This is a genomic window from Spinactinospora alkalitolerans (genome assembly GCF_013408795.1).
In the GTDB taxonomy this organism is placed as follows: Bacteria; Actinomycetota; Actinomycetes; order Streptosporangiales; family Streptosporangiaceae; genus Spinactinospora; species Spinactinospora alkalitolerans.
The window spans coordinates 2,536,764-2,554,563 of the sequence record NZ_JACCCC010000001.1; the positions used below are offsets into that span (position 1 = coordinate 2,536,764).

The window sequence follows — 17,800 nt, forward strand, 5'->3', positions numbered from 1 at the left end:
TTGCCGCGCGGACGCAGCAGCAGCCGAACAATGAGGAAGGCAATCCGTTGACCATCACCGAGAGCGATACGTGGACCGGGCAGCGTGTCAAGGAAGCCGATACCGAATACGTCATCCACTCCTGGTCCGTCCAGGGCGCGCTCAGCCCCATCCCCGTGGCCGGCGGTTCTGGTTCCTGGTTCTGGGATTACGAGGGGAACCGGTACCTCGACTTCCAGTCCCAGCTCGTCAACCTCAACCTGGGTCACCAGCACCCCAAGCTGGTCGAGGCCATCCGCGAGCAGGCCGAACGGCTCTGCTACATCGGTCCCGGCTTCGCCGAACGCTCCCGGGCCGAGCTGGCCGAGATGCTGGCCGGACTCACCCCCGGCGACCTGAAGATGAGCTTCTTCACCACCGGGGGTGCGGCGGCCAACGAGAACGCGATCCGGCTCGCTCGCCATGTGACCGGGCGCCACAAGGTGATCGCCCGCTATCGCTCGTACCACGGCGCCACCAACGGGGCGATGTCGCTGACTGGCGACCCTCGCCGCTGGTCCGCCGAACCGGGTGGTATGCCCGGTGTGGTGCGGATGCTCGACCCGTACACCTACCGCTGCCCGGCCGGACACCCGGACCCCTGCCCGGTCTGCTCTGGAGGGCCGCACCTGGAGGAGATCCTCCAGTACGAGAACCCGAATACCGTGGCCGCCGTGATCGTCGAGCCGGTTACCGGCACCAACGGCCTGCTCTACCCGCCCGACGGCTACCTCCGATCGTTGCGCGAAGTCTGTGACCGGTACGGGATCCTGCTGATCTTCGACGAGGTCATGGCTGGCTTCGGCCGCACCGGTGAGTGGTTCGCCTGCAACCACTGGGACGTCTCCCCCGACATCCTCACCAGCGCCAAGGGCCTGAACTCGGGATACGTCCCACTCGGTGCGATGACCGTCTCCTCCCGCATCTCCGAGTGGCTCAAGGACCACATGTTCTGGGGCGGCCTCACCTATGCCGGGCACCCGCTGGCCTGTGCCTCCGGTGTCGCCTCCCTGCGCATCATGCAGGAGGAGAACATCGTGGAGAACGCGCGGGCACGCGGGGAACACCTCGGAGCCGGGCTGGCCAAGCTCGCGGAGAGCCACCCGAGCATCGGCGATATCCGCGGCCGCGGCCTGTTCCACGGCGTCGAACTGGTGAAGAACCGGCAGACCCGCGAACCGCTGGTGCCGTTCAACGCGAAGGGCCCGGCGGCGGCGCCGGTCACCCGGATCGTGAAGGAGGCCATGGCCCGCGGCCTCTACCTCACGGCCAACTTCAACGTGCTCAGGCTGACCCCTCCGCTCGTCATCGAGGACTCCGAGATCGACATCGCGCTCGGCGTGCTGGACGACGTCCTGAGCCTCGCTGACGAGCACTACGCGGGGTGAGGGCAGCGGTGAGGGGGAACGCGTACGCAGCACGGAAAAGGGAGGGCAACATGGGATCCACACTGATCAGGGGTGGCACGGTCGTCAACGCCGACGCCGCCGTGCGGGCCAACGTACTGCTGCGCGACGGTGTGATCGCCGCGCTCGGCGCCGACACGGACGACTGGAGCGCTGACCATGTGGTCGACGCGGAGGGGATGCTCGTGATGCCCGGCGGCATCGACGCGCACACCCATCTCGAATATCCCGTCGACGGCTTCACCACCCGCACCGCGGACGACTTCCACAGCGGGACGGTGGCCGCCGCCCACGGCGGGACGACCACGGTCCTGGACTTCGTGAAGAAGGAGCCGGAGCGGAGCCTGCTCGACACCTATCGATCCCGGCGCGATGTCGCGGCGGCCAAGTCGGTGATCGACTTCGGGCTGCACGCGATCGTCCCGCCCCGCGAGCAGCAGCCCGACGTCTTGGACGATTTGCGGCGACTGGTCGGGGAGGGGGCCACGAGCTGGAAGTTCTTCATGGCCTATCCCGGTACCCAGATGGTCGATGACGGGGAGCTGCTGGAAGGCTTCGAGCTCGCCTTGGAGCACGGCGTCCTGCCGATGGTGCACGCCGAGAACGGCCACATGATCGCTCGGGAGACCCAGCGGCTGCTGGCCGACGGCCGGGCGGCCGAGGCCTTCCACGCCACCGCCCACGGTCACGACGCTGAGGCGGAGGCCGTGCACCGCGCCGTGGTTCTCGCCGAGTCAGTCGGTGCCCCGCTCTACGTGGTACACGTCTCCAGCGCCGCAGCGGCCGACGAGATCAGCAGGGCCAGGGCGGCCGGAGCCCGGGTGTGGGGAGAGACCTGTCCTCAGTACCTGGCCGTTGCATACGAGGACTACGCCGACCTGGGTGAAAAGGCTGCCTCCTACCTGTGCTCGCCCCCGATCCGGGAGCGGGGCAACCAGGAGGGGCTGTGGCGGTCCCTGGTCACCGGGGCGATGTCCACGGTGGCCACCGACCACGCCGGCTTCTGCCTCCACCAGCCTGAGGACCTGCCGCCGCAGAAACTGCGTAGTCCCGGATACTTCCCGAAGGTTCCCAACGGCGTCCCCGGGATTGAGGACCGGCTCATGGTGCTGTGGGAGACCGGGGTCGCGAGCGGCCGATTCGACGCCTGTCGGTTCGTGGACCTGGTCTCCACCCGCCCGGCCAAACTGTTCGGGATGTTCGGGCGCAAGGGCGCCGTCGCCGTGGGCGCGGACGCCGACCTGCTGGTGTGGGATCCGGCGGCCGACCACGTGATCAGCGTGGCCAGCAGCCACATGCGCACCGACTACAACCTCTACGAGGGGATGCGTGTGACCGGCCGCCCGGTCCGCGTCTTCTCCCGGGGCGAGCAACTCGTCGGCCCCGACGGGTCCTTCGACGCGGCCGCGGGCCGAGGACATTTCCTCACCCGGGGCAAGCCTCAACTGCACTGATATCCCACACCCCTGACACGCCACACCAACGGACATGTGTCCACGGTGCGGAACCCGATCAGGCGGATTCCGTATCCCCGGACGCGCGTCTCGCAACATGAACGGAGCGGTAGCTCGATGAAACTCCCCCTGGGCATCCACGTCGGCGAACGGCTGAGCCTGGAGCAGACGTACTGGCAGGCCGAGCTGGCCGACCAGAACGGGTTCGAATCCGTGTGGGTCGCGGAGGGGCGGCTGGCGCGCGACGGCATCGTCCCAGCCGCTGTCATCGCGAGCAAGACCCGCAACGTCAAGATCGGCACGGGCGTCGTCAACAACAAGAGCCGAAACGCCGCCCTGATGGCCGTCACATTCAAGACCCTCGACGAACTCGCCCCCGGCCGGGCCGTTCTCGGCATCGGTGCCTGGTGGGAACCGCTGGCCACCAAGGTTGGCCAGCCACTGCGCAAGCCCGTCGCCTCGATGCGCGAGTACATCACCGTGCTGCAGAGCTTCTTCCGTAACGAAGTCGTCTCCTTCGAGGGCGAGTCCGTGCAGATGCGCGAGGTGCGTTTCGACAGCATGTACCGGGAGAACAAGCCCGTCGACATCCCCATCTACATCGGAGCCGTCGGTCCCCGGATGCTGGAGTTGGCCGGTGAGATCAGCGACGGCGTGCACATGGACTTCCTGCTCCCGCCCTCGTACTTGACAGGCGCCAAAGAGGCGATCAACCGGGGTATCGCCAAGCGGACCGATGGCAAGGATTCGATCGATCTCACCCAGATCGTCGCGTGCAGCGTCAACGACGACGATCCGCAGGAGGCCATCGACGCCTGCAAGGCGTTCCTCACTCTCTACCTGGCGCAGCAGCCACACATCGCCGAGCACTGCGGTGTAGAACGCGAACTGGTGGACCGTATTCAGGAGGTGGCCGGCTGGCCCGCCACTCCCGAGGCGGTCAAGAAGGCCATGCCGCTGGTCCCCAACAGCCTGGTGCAGAACGTCACCGCCTGCGGCTCCACCGACGAGGTGTTCGCCAAGCTGACGGAGTACCACGAGGCCGGGGTCCGCTGCCCGATCATCTCCACTCTGGGCGACAAGGAGCAGACTCTGACCCGCCTCGTCCAGGCCGCGAAGGGGTGACGGTGATGAGCGACTTCCCAACTGGTGGGGTCGCCGTGGTCGGCGGCACTGGACCCCAGGGCAAGGGCTTGGCCTACCGGCTCGCCCGCGCCGGCCATCCGGTGGTGCTCGGCTCGCGCGACGCCGATCGGGCGGCGGACGCGTCCGGGGAACTGCGCTCCTTGCCGGGCGTGGCCGCGCCCGTCGACGGCGCCTCCAACGAGGACGCCGTCCGGGGTGCCGCAACCGTGCTGCTGGCCGTGCCTTACCAGGGCCACGCCGAACTGGTGGCCTCGCTGGCCGATGCCCTCGCGGGCAAGCTGGTCGTCTCCTGCGTCAACCCGCTGGGATTCGACAAAGGCGGCCCGTACGGTCTGTCCGTCGCGGCCGGGAGTGCCGCCGAGGAGGCGGCCGGGCTCGTCCCGTCCGCCGTGGTCGTCGGGGCCTTCCACCACCTGGCCGCCCCACTGCTGCTCGACCCCGAGGCCGACCTGAGCCACGAGGACGTCCTCGTCTGCGGGGACGACGCCGACGCCAAGGCCCGGGTGCTGGTCCTGGCCGCTGACGTCACCGGAGGCCGCGCGGTGGATGCGGGCCGGCTGCGGCTGGCCGCCCAGCTCGAGCCGCTCACCGCGGTGCTGATCTCCGTCAACAAGCGCTACAAGACCAGGTCCGGAGTGGCACTCACCGGCCTGACCCCCGCTGCTGTCAAGGAGGAAGTGGCATGAGACTCGCCGCGGTCCAGCTCCGGGCCACCGACGACCGGGCCGAGACCGTCGGACGCGCCGGCGACCTGGTGGACGCCGCCGTCGACCAGGGAGCCGGGATCGTCCTGCTGCCCGAGCTGTTCGCCGTCCCGTTCGTCCAGCCCGACCCCGACCCGGACTACTTCCGGTTCGCCGAGACCCTCGACGGGCCCTCGAACACCATGGCGGCGGAACGTTCCCGCAGGGCCGGCATCACCGTCGTCTCCTCCATCTTCGAGGAGGGCGAGGTGCCCGGCGTCTACTACAACACTGCCTGCACCTACGTGTGCGGTGAACTGAAGTCGGTCTACCGCAAGTCCCACCTGCCGTTCTCCAACGGCTTTCCCGAGAAGTTCTACTTCCGGCCCGGCGGGACCGAGCCCGAGGTCGTGGACACCGGTGAGACCGGTGTCGGCACGATCATCTGCTACGAGCGGCACTTCCCCGAGCTGAGCCGGATCGTCGCCCTGCGCGGCGGCTCCGTGCTCTGTGTGCCGGTGGCCTCGGCGAGCGCACCGATGCGCGAGGTGTTCCAGCTCGAACTGCGTGCCCACGCCGTCTTCAACGGGATGTTCGTCATCTGTTCCAACCGCGTCGGCAGGGAGGGTGTCAAGGAGTACTTCGGGCTCAGCGCCGTCTACGGTCCCGACGGCGACATCCTCGCCCAAGCCGCCGACGACCGCGACGACGTCGCCGTCGCCGAGGTGGACCTGGAGCGTGTGGCCGCCACCCGGCGCAGTCGCCCGTTCCTGCGCGACCGCCGCCCGGAGCTGTACGACCGGCTGACCGGAATGGGAACGGCGACGCCATGACCACGCCATGGATCGCACTGGTACCGGTCAAGCCCTTCGCGCGGGCCAAGAGCCGGTGCGCCGGACTCACACCGAACGCCAGGCGCTCCTTGGCCGAGGCCATGATGACCGATGTGGTGCGACGGCTTCGAGGAGTGCCCGCCGTCCACTCAGTCGTTGTGGTGACGATGGACCCCGAGGTGACGGGCTTGGCCCTCGCCTCGGGAGCCGCTGTCTCGAGCTCAGGGCGCTTCCCCGGCCTCAACGGTGAGGCCGGGGAAGCCCTCCGGATGATCGCCGGTGCCGCACCCGGTACCGGGCTCACCTTGGTCATGGGTGATCTCGCGGGGGCGGGAACCGCCGACTACGCGGCGGCACTCGCTCTGGCCGCCCGCCACCGGCGCGCGGTCATCGGGGACGCCGACGGCACCGGAACGACCCTGCTCACCCTGCGTGATGTGGCGGACTTCCGGCCCTTCCTCGGCCCCGGCTCCCTGAGGCGGTTCCACGCCGCCGGATACCACGACCTCGGCGTGGGGCCCGCATCACCGCTGCGTCGGGACGTCGACACCGTCGACCACCTGTTGTCACTGCCCCCGCACACGCTCGGTCCCGCCACCCGGCAATGGCTCGCCGCCTTCCCGTCCGATGGGCGCCGACCGGATCCGAGCACGCACGAACGAAGGGTTGGAGCACTGTGAACGGCCTTCCCAGCCCCACCCGCTCGGCCATGAACCGGGCGCTGCGCCGGGCCGTCGACGCCGTGACGCTCGACGCCGCTGAGACCGAGGTCCTGCTGCACGCGCGCGGCGCCGATCTCGACCGGCTCTGCGCTGCGGCGAGCCGGGTCCGCGACGCCGGTCTCGAGGCCGCCGGGCGGCCTGGCGTGATCACCTATTCCCGCAAGGTGTTCATTCCAGTCACCCGGCTATGCCGCGACCGCTGCCACTACTGCACCTTCGCCACCGTTCCGGGCCGGCTCCCCACGCCCTACCTCGGCCCTGACGAGATACTGGACATCGCCCGCGCGGGAGCGGCGGCGGGGTGCAAGGAGGCTCTGTTCACCTTGGGCGACCGGCCCGAGGAGCGCTGGCCCGCGGCCCGCTCCTGGCTGGACGCGCACGGCTACGACGACACGCTCAGCTACGTACGCGCCATGGCGATCCGGGTGCTGGAGGAGACCGGCCTGCTGCCGCACCTCAACCCCGGGGTGCTGTCCTGGACCGACCTGCAGCGGCTGAAGCCGGTGGCGCCGAGCATGGGCATGATGCTGGAGAGCACGGCGACCCGGCTGTGGTCCGAGCCGGGCGGCCCGCACTACGGCTCACCCGACAAGGAGCCCGCGGTGCGGCTGCGGGTGTTGGAGGACGCGGGCCGCAGCAATGTGCCGTTCACCACAGGCATTCTCATCGGCATCGGGGAGACCTTCGCCGAACGGATCGACGCCCTGCGGGAGATTCGTCGGATCTCCCGGGCGTACGGGGGGATCCAGGAGGTGATCGTGCAGAACTTCCGGGCCAAGCCGGACACGGCGATGCGCGACGCGCCCGACGCCGGCCCGGCCGAACTGGCCGCCACCATCGCGGTGGCGCGGCTGCTGCTCGGCCCTGGGACCCGCATCCAGGCCCCGCCGAACCTGGTGGGCGAGGAGTTCGCGCTGATGCTGCGGGCCGGCATCGACGACTGGGGCGGGGTCTCCCCGGTGACCGACGACCATGTCAACCCCGAGCGGCCCTGGCCGGTGATCGAGGAACTGGCCGCGCACGCCACGGCCGAGGGCTTCACCCTCCGCGAGCGGCTGACGGTCTATCCCGAGTACCTGCGGCGCGGTGAGCCATGGCTGGATCCTCGGCTGGCTCCCCATGTGGCAGCGCTCGCCGATCCCGCGACCGGCCTGGCCGTCGAGGGAGCGCGGCCCCGCGGCCTGCCCTGGCAGGAACCGGAGACACCTCTCGTCGCTACTGGTCGCACCGACCTGTTCGCCGCCATCGACACAGACGGCCGTACCACCGACCGGCGGGCGGACTTCGACTCGGTGTACGGGGACTGGTCAGCGGTCGCTCAATCGGTGCCGGAGGCGGTACGCGCGTCCGAGCGAACGAGCGAAGGGCCCATCCCTTCCGGAGTCATACGACCGGAGCGGCTGCGATCCGAGTTCGCGGCGGCGCTGCGGGCGGCGGAGGCCGATCCCGCGGGGCTCGCGTCCGCGTCCGCACAGACTCTGCTGGACGCCGCGCCGGGGGCGGAGATCGAGGCGCTGGCCGGGCTCGCCGACGACCTGCGTGCCGAGGCGGTTGGTGACGAGATCACCTATGTGGTCACCCGCAACATCAACTTCACCAACGTCTGCTATACCGGCTGCCGCTTTTGCGCCTTCGCTCAGCGCCGCACTGACGCCGACGCGTACACCCTGTCGTTGGAGCAGATCGGTGTGCGGGCCGAAGAGGCGTGGAAGGTCGGGGCGAGCGAGCTTTGCCTTCAGGGCGGAATCCACCCGGACCTGCCGGGCAGTGCGTACTTCGACATCGCCGCCGAGATCAAGCGGCGTACTCCAGACATGCATGTGCACGCCTTCTCGCCCATGGAGGTCGTCAACGGTGCGACCAGGATGGACCTGTCGGTACGGGAGTGGCTCCAAGCAGCCCAGGAGGCGGGCGTCGACTCGTTGCCAGGCACGGCCGCCGAGATCCTCGACGATGAGGTCCGCTGGGTGCTCACCAAGGGAAAACTCCCCGCGGCCCAGTGGATCGACGTGGTCACCACCGCGCACGAGCTGGGTATCCCGACCACGGCGACGATGATGTACGGCCACGTGGACACCCCGCGCCACTGGGTGGACCACATCAAGCTGATCGGACAGATCCAGGAGGAGACGGGCGGGTTCACCGAGTTCGTTCTTCTGCCGTTCGTCCATACCAACTCCCCGATCTATCTGGCCGGAATCGCCCGGTCCGGGCCGACCGCCCTGGAGAACCGGGCCGTGCACGCCCTGGCGCGGATTCTGCTGCACGGCAAGATCCGCAATATCCAGACGAGCTGGGTGAAGCTGGCGCGGCGGAGCGTCCTCGGCGTCCTGCGGGGCGGTGTCAACGACATCGGCGGAACGCTGATGGAGGAGACCATCAGCAGGATGGCGGGCTCTGAACAGGGCAGCTACAAGAGCGTGAGTGACCTGGAGGCTTTGGCCCACGATGCCGACCGCCCAGCGCGCATGAGGACCACCACGTACGGCACTGTCAGCGCGGAGCGGGAGGCAGCGGCTCGCGAGCACGATGGAGTTTGGCGGCCGTCGAGACCGTCTTTGACATTACTCAATTCGTAGGGCACTGCTATCACGCCCGCTTGCCAGGACAACCGTCCTGGGCGGGCCCGACGAATATCGGATACGCCGGCGAATCCCGTGTGCCGCCTCGCTCTTTCTCCGGGACAGGAGTGGAGGCACATGGGTGCGGGGTGATTCGCCGGCATTCCGCTGCTTTCTGAATCCGGGATTACGGCATCTTGTAAAACCCGCCGAACATTTCAGCAAAACCGTTGACGAGAATCGAGCCACCCTTTAGCGTGAACTATCAGTTCACTCAGTGATCCAACCCGCTGGGTGGCTCAACAGTCCGCGAAGCCCTCTACGGCCTAGCGGCCGGACCGCTCCTCGGTCTCACGCCGGCGGTGTTCTTCCTTCGCGGTGAGTCCTACCAGCCAGAAACGGTCACGATCACTGCCGACGGCAGCGGCAGGCTCACCTGCCAGTATGGTCGCACTGCTCGCAGTGATCTCGACGTGACAGATGGAGGAACAATGGCAGCCAGCGAAGCAGGGCTTGTCCGCAGAACGATCTGGCTACTGCGTACGGTCGCCGCGCATCCGGAAGGGGTCGGCCTTAGCAGGATCGCCCGGGAGTCCGGTATTCCCAAGGCCACCTGTTACCGGGTCCTCACCGTCCTCGAACGTGAGAGCTGGCTGAACCTGGATCCGGCCACCCGCCGCTACCACGTCTCGCTGGGGTTGCTCTCCATCGTCGGCGGGCTGCTGGACGGCAGCGGCGCCTACGGGCACATGCAGGACGTGCTGCGGAACCTGACCAAGGAGACCAAGGAGACGGCCGGCTTCGACGTCCTGCTCGCGCCCAAGGTCATGGTCGTCGCCCAGGTTTCCGGCCCGTCCCTGATCGGGCAGACCCTCAAACCCGTACCGAGGACCCAACCCGTCTGGGCCACCTCCACCGGCAAGGTTCTGCTCAGCACCCTCGACCCGGATACCATCCACGCCGAGTTCGGTGAGGAGTTCGAGACCAACGCGCCCGAGCAGCTCGGCGGGCTCGACGCGTTCATCGACTCCATGGCCGAGGTGCGGGCCCGCGGCTATGCCGTCGCCTACGACGAACTGGAGGTGGGCGCGGCCTCCGTCGCCGCCCCGGTTCGCGTCAGTCAGGCGACCACCTACGCCGTCTGGATCGGCGGCCCCACCTACCGGCTGACCCGCTTGCGTATCGACGAGGTCGCCGAGTCCGTGATGAAGGCGGCTCGCCAGCTCAGCGACCTGCTGAGCGTCACCGGCATCGAACTGCCCACCGCACTCACCGAGCGCTAACCGAGCGCTAGTGCCCTCATCGACACCGGCTCGTCCCCGTGCGCGAAACCCACCCCACAGCCACTCCCGCCTGACGCGGTGGCGGCACGATCGAGGAGGAAACGAATGGCTACACTTCAGGCGCGACTCCAGGCCGCCCGCGAGATTGCGGAACGGATACCCAAGGGCCTGTACGTCGACGGCGAATGGCGCCCGTCCCGCAGCGGGGCGACCGTCGCCGTGGAAGACCCGGGCACCGGTACGGTGATCGCCGAGGTCGCCGACGCGGACACGGCGGACGCCACGGACGCCCTCGACGCTGCGGTGCGTGCCCAAGCGTCCTGGTCGGCGACGCCTCCCCGGGAGCGTGGCGAGGTGCTGCGCCGGGCCTTCGAGACGATCATCGCCCGCAAGGACGACCTGGCCTCGCTGATGACCCTGGAGATGGGCAAGCCGCTCGCGGAGTCCCAGGCCGAGGTGGTCTACGCCGCCGAGTTCCTGCGATGGTTCTCTGAGGAGGCCGTCCGTATTGACGGCGGGTACATGACCGCCCCGGGCGGCGGGTCCCGAGTGGTGACGATGCGTCAGCCGGTGGGTCCCTGCCTGCTGGTCACCCCGTGGAATTTTCCCATGGCGATGGGTACCCGGAAGATCGGTCCGGCGCTCGCGGCCGGCTGCACCACCGTCATCAAGCCTGCCAAACAGACCCCGCTGTCCATGCTGGCCCTGGTGAACATCCTCCGGGAGGCCGGGGCACCCGCCGGCGTGGTGAACGTCTTCACCACCAACCACTCCGGCCAGGTTACCGACCATCTGCTGAACGACTCCCGGCTGCGGAAGCTGTCCTTCACCGGGTCCACCGAGGTCGGCCGCGCGCTGCTCGCCAAGTCGTCGCGGAACGTGCTGCGCACCTCCATGGAACTCGGTGGCAACGCCCCCTTCCTGGTCTTCGCCGACGCCGATCTCGACGCCGCGGTGGAGGGCGCGTTCCAGGCGAAGATGCGCAACGTCGGTGAGGCCTGCACGGCCGCCAACCGGTTCTACGTCCAGTCCTCGGTCGCCGACGAGTTCGCGCGTCGCCTGGCTGACAGACTGACCGCCCTGCCCGTCGGCCACGGCCTGGACCCGGACACCCAGGTCGGTCCGCTGATCGACGCGGACGCGGTGAAGAACGTCACCGCACTGGTCGCCGACGCCACCTCCGCCGGCGCCACTGTCCTCACCGGAGGCGGACCGGTCTCGTCGGACGGCCACTTTTTCGCGCCGACCGTGCTCGGCGGGGTGCCGCTCGGGGCCCGCACGCTCACGGAGGAGATCTTCGGTCCGGTCGCACCGATCGTCACCTTCGACGACGAGGACACGGCGGTGGCCTTGGCGAACGACTCCGAGTACGGACTGGCGGGCTATCTGTTCACCGAGGACCTGAACCGCGGCCTTCGAGTGAGCGAGCGGCTGGAGTGCGGCATGGTCGGACTCAACCAGGGGATCATCTCCAACCCCGCCGCCCCCTTCGGCGGAGTCAAGCAGTCCGGGCTCGGCCGGGAGGGCGGAGCGGTGGGTATCGACGAGTACCTGAATATCAAATACATGGCGATCAAGGTGGCACCATGACGGCCTTCATCCTGGCGGGCATCCAGTTCGAACCCGTCCTCGGTGACCCCGCGGCGAACATCGAGACGTCCTCACGGCTCATCCGCCAGGCGGCGGCCGATGGGGCCAGGTTGGTCGTTCTGCCCGAAGCGGCCTCGGCCGGATACATGTTCACCGACCGCGCGGACGCCCGCAGGAACGCCGAACCCGTTCCCGGCGGGCCGGTCTCCTCCGCCTGGGCCGCGCTCGCCGCCGAACTGGACCTGTGGCTCGTCGCCGGGACCATTGAACTGGCGGGCGAGAAGGTGTACAACTCGGCGGCCCTGATCGGTCCCGAGGGGCATGTCGGGACGTTCCGCAAGGCACACCTGTGGAACTTCGAGAAGGAGCTGTACGACCGTCAGGAAGACGGATTTCCCGTCTTCCGCACGCCGCTCGGCAACATCGGCATCGGCATCTGCTACGACGCGTGGTTCCCGGAGGCCTTTCGCAGCGCCGCGCTCAGCGGCGCCGACCTGCTGGCCCTCCCGGCGAACTGGGTGCCCGTACCCGGGCAACCGGAGGACACCCCGGCGATGGCCAACCTGATGTGCATGACCGGGGCGCACAGCAACCAGTTCTACGTCGCCGGGGTCAGCCGTATCGGCAGCGAACGCAACCAGTCCTTCATCGGCCAGTCGCTGATCGTGGGCCCGGACGGCTGGCCGCTGGCCGGACCGGCCGGCGGCGACGAGGAGGCCGTCCTTCTCGCGGAGGTGGACCTGATCGGCTCCCGCGAGGAGCGGCTGGGAAACCCCTTCAACCAGCCGCTCGGTGACCGGCGGACCGACGTCTACCTCACTGGCGACTTCATCCCGGACTGCTCCGACACCACCTGAGACCGGTCCGGCATCTTCCCGGTCCCTCCGGGCGCCCGGAAGAGCTCCTCCGGCATCGGCCGGTAACCCACCCGGTGCTCCCGAGCCCCGGAAACTCCTTTTCGCGACGGTACCCCGCAAACTCTCCCAGGCACCTGTAGCGGAAAACACCCGCATCTATTGACACACGGACAGCCCTCCCAGACACTTGTCCCTATTAAATGGACCTCTGGTTCACTGAATGGACCATGGTTATGCGAATGATCAAGCGCACCAACGAACAAGTGGAGCTCGCCGACCCGAGCAGCATCGAGGCGAGCCCACTCAACAACGAGGACCTGGCGCCCGTACCTCTGTCCCGCAGGACCTGGACCACGTACAACTACGCGGCGTTGTGGATGGGCATCGCCCATGGCATCCCCACGTACTACCTCGCCAGTGGCCTCATCAACCTCGGCATGAGCTGGTATCAAGCGGTCATGACGGTCGCCCTGGGCAACCTGATCGTCCTGGTGCCCATCCTGCTCAACAGCCACGCCGGCACCAAGTACGGCATCCCCTATCCCGTCTTCGCCCGCGCCGCCTTCGGTACTCTCGGCGCCAACGTGCCGGCGATCCTGCGTGCCCTGTCCGCATGCGGCTGGTTCGGTATCCAGACGTGGGTCGGCGGCGAGGCCATCTACATCATCACCGGTGCCTTCGCTGGCGACGCGTGGATCCACGCGAGCGAGATATGGGGCCACCCGAAGACGTTGTGGCTGTCCTTCGCGATCTTCTGGCTCCTGCAGATCGCACTCATCATCCGCGGCATCGAATCCATCCGCCGCTTCGAGAACTGGTCCGCGCCGCTCATTCTGATCGTCGCCGCGTTCCTTCTGGTCTGGATGGTCATACAGGCGGACGGCTTCGGCCCGCTCGCCAGCGAGCCGTCCAAGCTGGGCTGGGGAGCCGACTTCTGGGTGCTGTTCGCGCCTTCCCTGATGGGCATGATCGCGTACTTCGCCACGATGTCCGTGAACATCGCGGACTTCACCCGCTTCGCCAAGGGACAGCGGGAACAGGTCGTCGGCCAGACGGTAGGCCTACCGCCCACGATCACCCTGTTCTCCATGATGGGCGCTCTCACCACTTCGGCGACCATCGCCGTCTATGGGCACGCGATCTGGGACCCGGTCGAACTGGTCAGCCGTTTCTCCAACCCGGTCGTCATCGTGTTCGCCCTGCTGTGCGTCATCGTGGCCACCGTCGCCGTCAATGTCGCATCCAACACCGTGGGCCCGGCGTACGACTTCTCCAACGCCTTCCCGCGCCTCATCAGTTTCCGCACCGGCGGTATCATCGCCGGCGTCATCGCCATCCTGATGCAGCCCTGGCGGCTGCTGTCCTCGCCCGAGCTGTACATCTTCACTTGGCTCGGCGTGACCGGTGCCTTCCTCGGCGGTGTCGCCGGAATCCTGATCGCGGACTACTGGCTTGTGCGCAAGCGCGAACTCGACCTCGTCGGACTGTACACACGCGGCGGACCGTACGAGTACGCGAAGGGCTTCAACTGGCGCCCGCTTGTGGCGCTCGGGGTCGTGCTGTTCCTCTCCCTCGGTGGCGCGTACTCCGCGAACAGCGGGGGTCCCTTCCCGGCCGATGGATACATTCCCCTCCTCAAGCCGCTGTTCGACTACAACTGGGCCGTCGCCTTCCTCGGCGGCCTCGCCCTGCACACAGCGCTGAGCAAACTCTTCCCGCCCCGCACACCGCGCCGGGCGGCCGAAGAGGCCGAGCGAATCGCGGTCTGACCCCGGGACGGCCGACACGCCCGGTTGCCCGCCCCGTTGAGGCCATGCGGAGTGGCCGTTGACGTTTCCCACCCACACCCACCGCAGTCTCTTTTGGAGAACCCAGATGAAGACCCGTGCCGCCGTCATGACCGCCCCAGGCAAGGACTGGGAGATCACCGAACTCGAACTCGCCCCGCCCCAGGCCGGTGAGGTCATGGTCCGCTTCACCCACGCCGGACTCTGCTACTCCGACGAGCACGTGCGCACCGGAAACATGGCGCCGCTGCCCATCATCGGCGGGCACGAGGGATCCGGCATCGTCGAAGCCGTCGGCGAGGGTGTCTCCAAGCTGGCCCCCGGCGACCACGTGGCCGCCTCCTTCAAACCCTCCTGCGGTCACTGTCGCTGGTGCGCCGCAGGTCGCTCCAATCTGTGCGATGCCGCGGCATATGGTCCCGAGGGCAAACTCCCCGACGGTACCTACCGGTTCACCGGCCCCGACGGGCCCATCGGCGCCAACTGTGCGCTGGGCACGTTCGCCGAGCATTCCGTCGTCTCCCAGGACTCCCTCGTACGTGTCGACCCCGACCTACCACTCTCGGTGGTCGCGCTTGTGAGCTGCGGTGTACTCACCGGCTGGGGTGCGGCCGTCTACGCGGCCGAGCCGGAACCCGGCGACACCGTCATCGTCGTCGGCGCGGGCGGAGTCGGCATCAACGCCGTACAGGGAGCCCGACTCGCCGGCGCCGGGAATGTCATCCTGGCCGACCCCAACGAGGCCAAGCACGCCCTTGCGCGTGACCTCGGGGCCTCGCACGTCTGCCGCACCCTCAACGAGGCGGCGGCCCTCGCCGCGAACCTCAACCCTAGCGCGGGGGGTGCCGACTCCACCCTCGTCTGCACCGGTGAGACCACCGCCGAGATCGTCCGCGCCTCGTTCGAGGCCACAGGCAAGGGCGGAACCATCGTCCTCGCCGGCATGTCCGAGGATGTCCATGAAATCAACATCCAACTTCCCGGTACCCAGCTCGTCTTCGCCGAGAAGCGTCTACAGGGCACCATCTTCGGCTCATGCAGCCCGACGCGGGACGTGCCCCGTGTGCTGTCCCTGTACCGCCAGGGTCTGATCAAGCTCGACGAGCTGGTCAGCCGTACCTACGGCCTCGATGAGATCAACCAGGGATTCGAAGACCTACGATCCGGACGGAACCTGCGCGGCATCGTCGCTCATCGTCCCGCACAGTGAGCAGGCAGCAACCGCAGAAGAACAGGAACAGAAGGAGCACTCCGCCATGTCCGACGGGATCGACCGCGACGCCCTCTACATCGACGGCGACTGGCGTAAACCCTCGACCGCTCGTACCTTCACCGCGGTCAGTGCCGCCACCGAGCAGCCCATAGGCGTCTTTCCCGAGGCCGACCGCACCGACGTGGACACCGCCGTCGCCGCGGCGCGCCGTGCCCTCGGCGGTCACCACGGGTGGGGCTCGGCCAAGGAACGCGCCGCCGCGATGGAACGCCTGGCCCTTGCCCTGGAGGCCCGCACCGATGCCCTCGGCACCTTGATCGCCCAGGAGGTCGGCACACCTCTGGCTCGCGCGATCGAGGCCAACGTCAGCGCCGCGACGGGCCTGCTCCGGTTCTACGCCCCGCTCGCCGACGTCATGTACGCGGAGGACCTGCGTCCCGCTCTGGTGGGGCACAGCCTGGTCCGCCGCGAGCCCGTCGGTGTGGCCGCCATGATCGTGCCGTGGAACTACCCGCTCAGTACCCTGTTCTTCAAGTTGGCCCCCGCGCTGGCGATGGGCTGCACCGCCGTGATCAAGCCCTCTCCCGCCACCGGGCTCGACTCATTCCTCGTCGCCGACGCGGTCCATGAGGCGGGGTTCCCGCCCGGCGTGATCAACTTCCTGCCCGCCGAACGGGAGGTGGGGGAGTACCTGGTCACCCACCCCGGGGTGGACAAGGTCGCCTTCACCGGCTCCACCTCCGCCGGACGCCGCATCGGCGCGCTCTGCGGCGAACTGCTGCGCCCCGTCACCTTGGAGCTGGGCGGCAAGTCCGCCGCAATCCTGCTGGAGGACGCCCCCCTGCCCCTCTTCCTCGACCACCTGCTTAACCTGTCGTTCAACAACAACGGCCAGACCTGCACCAACAACACGCGACTGCTGGTGCCCCGTTCACGTTACGAGGAGATCGTGGATGCCGTTACCGCGACCGTTGCGAGCTGGCCGGTCGGCGACCCGCTGGACCCGTCCACGGTGATCGGCCCAGTCGCCGGAGCCGCCGCCCGCGACCGGATCGAAGGCTACCTCCGCAAAGGCCGACAGGAGGGGGCACGCGTCACCACCGGGGGCGGCCGCCCGTCCGGCCGGGACTGCGGCTTCTATGTCGAGCCCACGGTGTTCGCCGACGTGGATCCTGCGATGACCATCGCCCGTGAGGAGATCTTCGGCCCCGTGGTGACCATCTCCGCACACGACGGCTCAGTCGAGGACGCCGTCACCATGGCCGAAGATTCCGCCTACGGTCTGGCGGGCAGCGTCTGGACGGCGGACGAGACGCTGGGACGACAGGTGGCCCGCGCTGTGGACACCGGCACCATCAGCGTCAATCATGCCAACTTCGACATCGGCGCGCCGCTCTCCGGGCGGCGGGAGAGCGGTCTGGGCTCAGAACTGGGGCGTGAAGGGATCGAGGCGTACCTCCAGTACAAGACGATCTTCGTGTCCGAGCCACCCGCGGACAGCGATGCCCCCGCGACGTGACTGAGGAGGCCGTCACTACTCACTCAGGGGGTTGCCGATTAATAACTTCGCGGTTTTCGCGGTCGGCGACACCTTACGACCCCACCGTGACAGCGGGTACTGAGGCGGTGCTCGCAGACGTGTGCGCCAATCTCCTCCCCCACCTGGACGAACGGCAGAAACGTCTGACCGCGGGAGCCATCGCACGACTTCTCGGCCACGGCGGCATCCGCATCAAGGCCCGCGCCGCACGGATGGCCGGGTCCTTGTCGCCCGAGGCTGGCCTGGCCTCGGCACTCTGAACACGAGACCGGGGGCCGACCGCGCTTGAGGTGCATGAACGGGTTTCCGCAGTCCCGACAGGTGCGCTCGTAGGGGGACGCGGTGGTGGCGCTTTGGCCCTTGGATGCTCTTCCGCCTGCTGATATAGCCGTCTTGCCTGGCGTAACAGCGGTGCTGCGCTAAGTCGGGCAACCGCTGAGTCAATCACCATTCGTGGCCTGACCCTTAGCGGAAATCCCATAGATCGACAGGCAGAGCGAAAAGGAAATGATCAGAAGAGACATGGCTGCCTCTATATTGACGACGTAGGTATCTACATGATCTGAGCCGTGATTTCTTTTGCAGTTGGTAGAGTCGGTGGGTGACGTGTCTGACATCATCGAGGCTTCGGCGGGTCGGGAAATCGGAGCACGGCCAGAGTCACAGGGGGAGGGACTGTGACGCATGACAAGAGGGTGCGCGGGGGT

General features: G+C 68.1%; 13 protein-coding genes. All 13 read left to right on the forward strand.

What is annotated here, in order from left to right:
- Nucleotides 1–47 precede the first annotated feature (47 nt).
- The 13 genes from HDA32_RS11195 (at nucleotide 48) to HDA32_RS11255 (ending at nucleotide 17,072) form a co-directional block, all read left to right on the forward strand.
- Entirely contained in the window at nucleotides 48–1,406 is a 1,359-nt protein-coding gene (locus tag HDA32_RS11195) for an aminotransferase class III-fold pyridoxal phosphate-dependent enzyme (protein ID WP_218882405.1), read from the forward strand.
- Nucleotides 1,407–1,456: 50 nt separating this feature from the next.
- Complete coding sequence (hydA, locus tag HDA32_RS11200; protein WP_179643132.1) at nucleotides 1,457–2,878, forward strand: dihydropyrimidinase; 1,422 nt, start codon at nucleotides 1,457–1,459, stop codon at nucleotides 2,876–2,878.
- Nucleotides 2,879–2,995: 117 nt separating this feature from the next.
- On the forward strand, nucleotides 2,996–4,003 hold the full coding sequence (locus tag HDA32_RS11205) for an LLM class flavin-dependent oxidoreductase (protein ID WP_179643133.1): 1,008 nt from the start codon (nucleotides 2,996–2,998) through the stop codon (nucleotides 4,001–4,003).
- A gap of 5 nt (nucleotides 4,004–4,008) precedes the next feature.
- On the forward strand, nucleotides 4,009–4,710 hold the full coding sequence (gene npdG / locus HDA32_RS11210; protein ID WP_179643134.1) for an NADPH-dependent F420 reductase: 702 nt from the start codon (nucleotides 4,009–4,011) through the stop codon (nucleotides 4,708–4,710).
- Complete coding sequence (locus HDA32_RS11215; RefSeq protein ID WP_179643135.1) at nucleotides 4,707–5,540, forward strand: nitrilase-related carbon-nitrogen hydrolase; 834 nt, start codon at nucleotides 4,707–4,709, stop codon at nucleotides 5,538–5,540. Before npdG ends, HDA32_RS11215 begins: the two co-directional genes overlap by 4 nt.
- The gene (locus tag HDA32_RS11220; protein ID WP_179643136.1) at nucleotides 5,537–6,220 is read left to right on the forward strand and encodes a CofC family guanylyltransferase; all 684 of its coding nucleotides are present in this window, start codon (nucleotides 5,537–5,539) and stop codon (nucleotides 6,218–6,220) included. The genes HDA32_RS11215 and HDA32_RS11220 overlap by 4 nt, the downstream gene beginning before the upstream one ends.
- A gap of 29 nt (nucleotides 6,221–6,249) precedes the next feature.
- The gene (locus HDA32_RS11225; protein ID WP_246334301.1) at nucleotides 6,250–8,841 is read left to right on the forward strand and encodes a bifunctional FO biosynthesis protein CofGH; all 2,592 of its coding nucleotides are present in this window, start codon (nucleotides 6,250–6,252) and stop codon (nucleotides 8,839–8,841) included.
- Between the two features lie 473 nt (nucleotides 8,842–9,314).
- On the forward strand, nucleotides 9,315–10,106 hold the full coding sequence (locus tag HDA32_RS11230) for an IclR family transcriptional regulator (RefSeq protein WP_179643138.1): 792 nt from the start codon (nucleotides 9,315–9,317) through the stop codon (nucleotides 10,104–10,106).
- Nucleotides 10,107–10,211: 105 nt separating this feature from the next.
- Nucleotides 10,212–11,696, forward strand: coding sequence for an NAD-dependent succinate-semialdehyde dehydrogenase (locus HDA32_RS11235; protein WP_179643139.1), 1,485 nt, complete (start codon nucleotides 10,212–10,214; stop codon nucleotides 11,694–11,696).
- A complete protein-coding gene (locus HDA32_RS11240; RefSeq protein WP_179643140.1) occupies nucleotides 11,693–12,553 on the forward strand; it encodes a nitrilase family protein in 861 nt (286 codons plus the stop codon). The genes HDA32_RS11235 and HDA32_RS11240 overlap by 4 nt, the downstream gene beginning before the upstream one ends.
- Before the next feature lie 239 nt (nucleotides 12,554–12,792).
- Entirely contained in the window at nucleotides 12,793–14,322 is a 1,530-nt protein-coding gene (locus HDA32_RS11245; RefSeq protein ID WP_246334303.1) for an NCS1 family nucleobase:cation symporter-1, read from the forward strand.
- Nucleotides 14,323–14,428: 106 nt separating this feature from the next.
- Complete coding sequence (locus HDA32_RS11250) at nucleotides 14,429–15,550, forward strand: Zn-dependent alcohol dehydrogenase (RefSeq protein ID WP_179643142.1); 1,122 nt, start codon at nucleotides 14,429–14,431, stop codon at nucleotides 15,548–15,550.
- Nucleotides 15,551–15,596: 46 nt separating this feature from the next.
- On the forward strand, nucleotides 15,597–17,072 hold the full coding sequence (locus HDA32_RS11255) for an aldehyde dehydrogenase (RefSeq protein ID WP_179643143.1): 1,476 nt from the start codon (nucleotides 15,597–15,599) through the stop codon (nucleotides 17,070–17,072).
- Nucleotides 17,073–17,800 lie beyond the last annotated feature (728 nt).

Bases quoted from the DNA above. Each gene is read 5' to 3' on its own strand.
- hydA (WP_179643132.1), top strand. From the start codon at position 1,457: ATGGGATCCACACTGATCAGGGGTGGCACGGTCGTCAACGCCGACGCC.
- HDA32_RS11205 (WP_179643133.1), top strand. From the start codon at position 2,996: ATGAAACTCCCCCTGGGCATCCACGTCGGCGAACGGCTGAGCCTGGAG.
- npdG (WP_179643134.1), top strand. From the start codon at position 4,009: ATGAGCGACTTCCCAACTGGTGGGGTCGCCGTGGTCGGCGGCACTGGA.
- HDA32_RS11215 (WP_179643135.1), top strand. From the start codon at position 4,707: ATGAGACTCGCCGCGGTCCAGCTCCGGGCCACCGACGACCGGGCCGAG.
- HDA32_RS11220 (WP_179643136.1), top strand. From the start codon at position 5,537: ATGACCACGCCATGGATCGCACTGGTACCGGTCAAGCCCTTCGCGCGG.
- HDA32_RS11225 (WP_246334301.1), top strand. From the start codon at position 6,250: ATGAACCGGGCGCTGCGCCGGGCCGTCGACGCCGTGACGCTCGACGCC.
- HDA32_RS11230 (WP_179643138.1), top strand. From the start codon at position 9,315: ATGGCAGCCAGCGAAGCAGGGCTTGTCCGCAGAACGATCTGGCTACTG.
- HDA32_RS11235 (WP_179643139.1), top strand. From the start codon at position 10,212: ATGGCTACACTTCAGGCGCGACTCCAGGCCGCCCGCGAGATTGCGGAA.
- HDA32_RS11240 (WP_179643140.1), top strand. From the start codon at position 11,693: ATGACGGCCTTCATCCTGGCGGGCATCCAGTTCGAACCCGTCCTCGGT.
- HDA32_RS11245 (WP_246334303.1), top strand. From the start codon at position 12,793: ATGATCAAGCGCACCAACGAACAAGTGGAGCTCGCCGACCCGAGCAGC.
- HDA32_RS11250 (WP_179643142.1), top strand. From the start codon at position 14,429: ATGAAGACCCGTGCCGCCGTCATGACCGCCCCAGGCAAGGACTGGGAG.
- HDA32_RS11255 (WP_179643143.1), top strand. From the start codon at position 15,597: ATGTCCGACGGGATCGACCGCGACGCCCTCTACATCGACGGCGACTGG.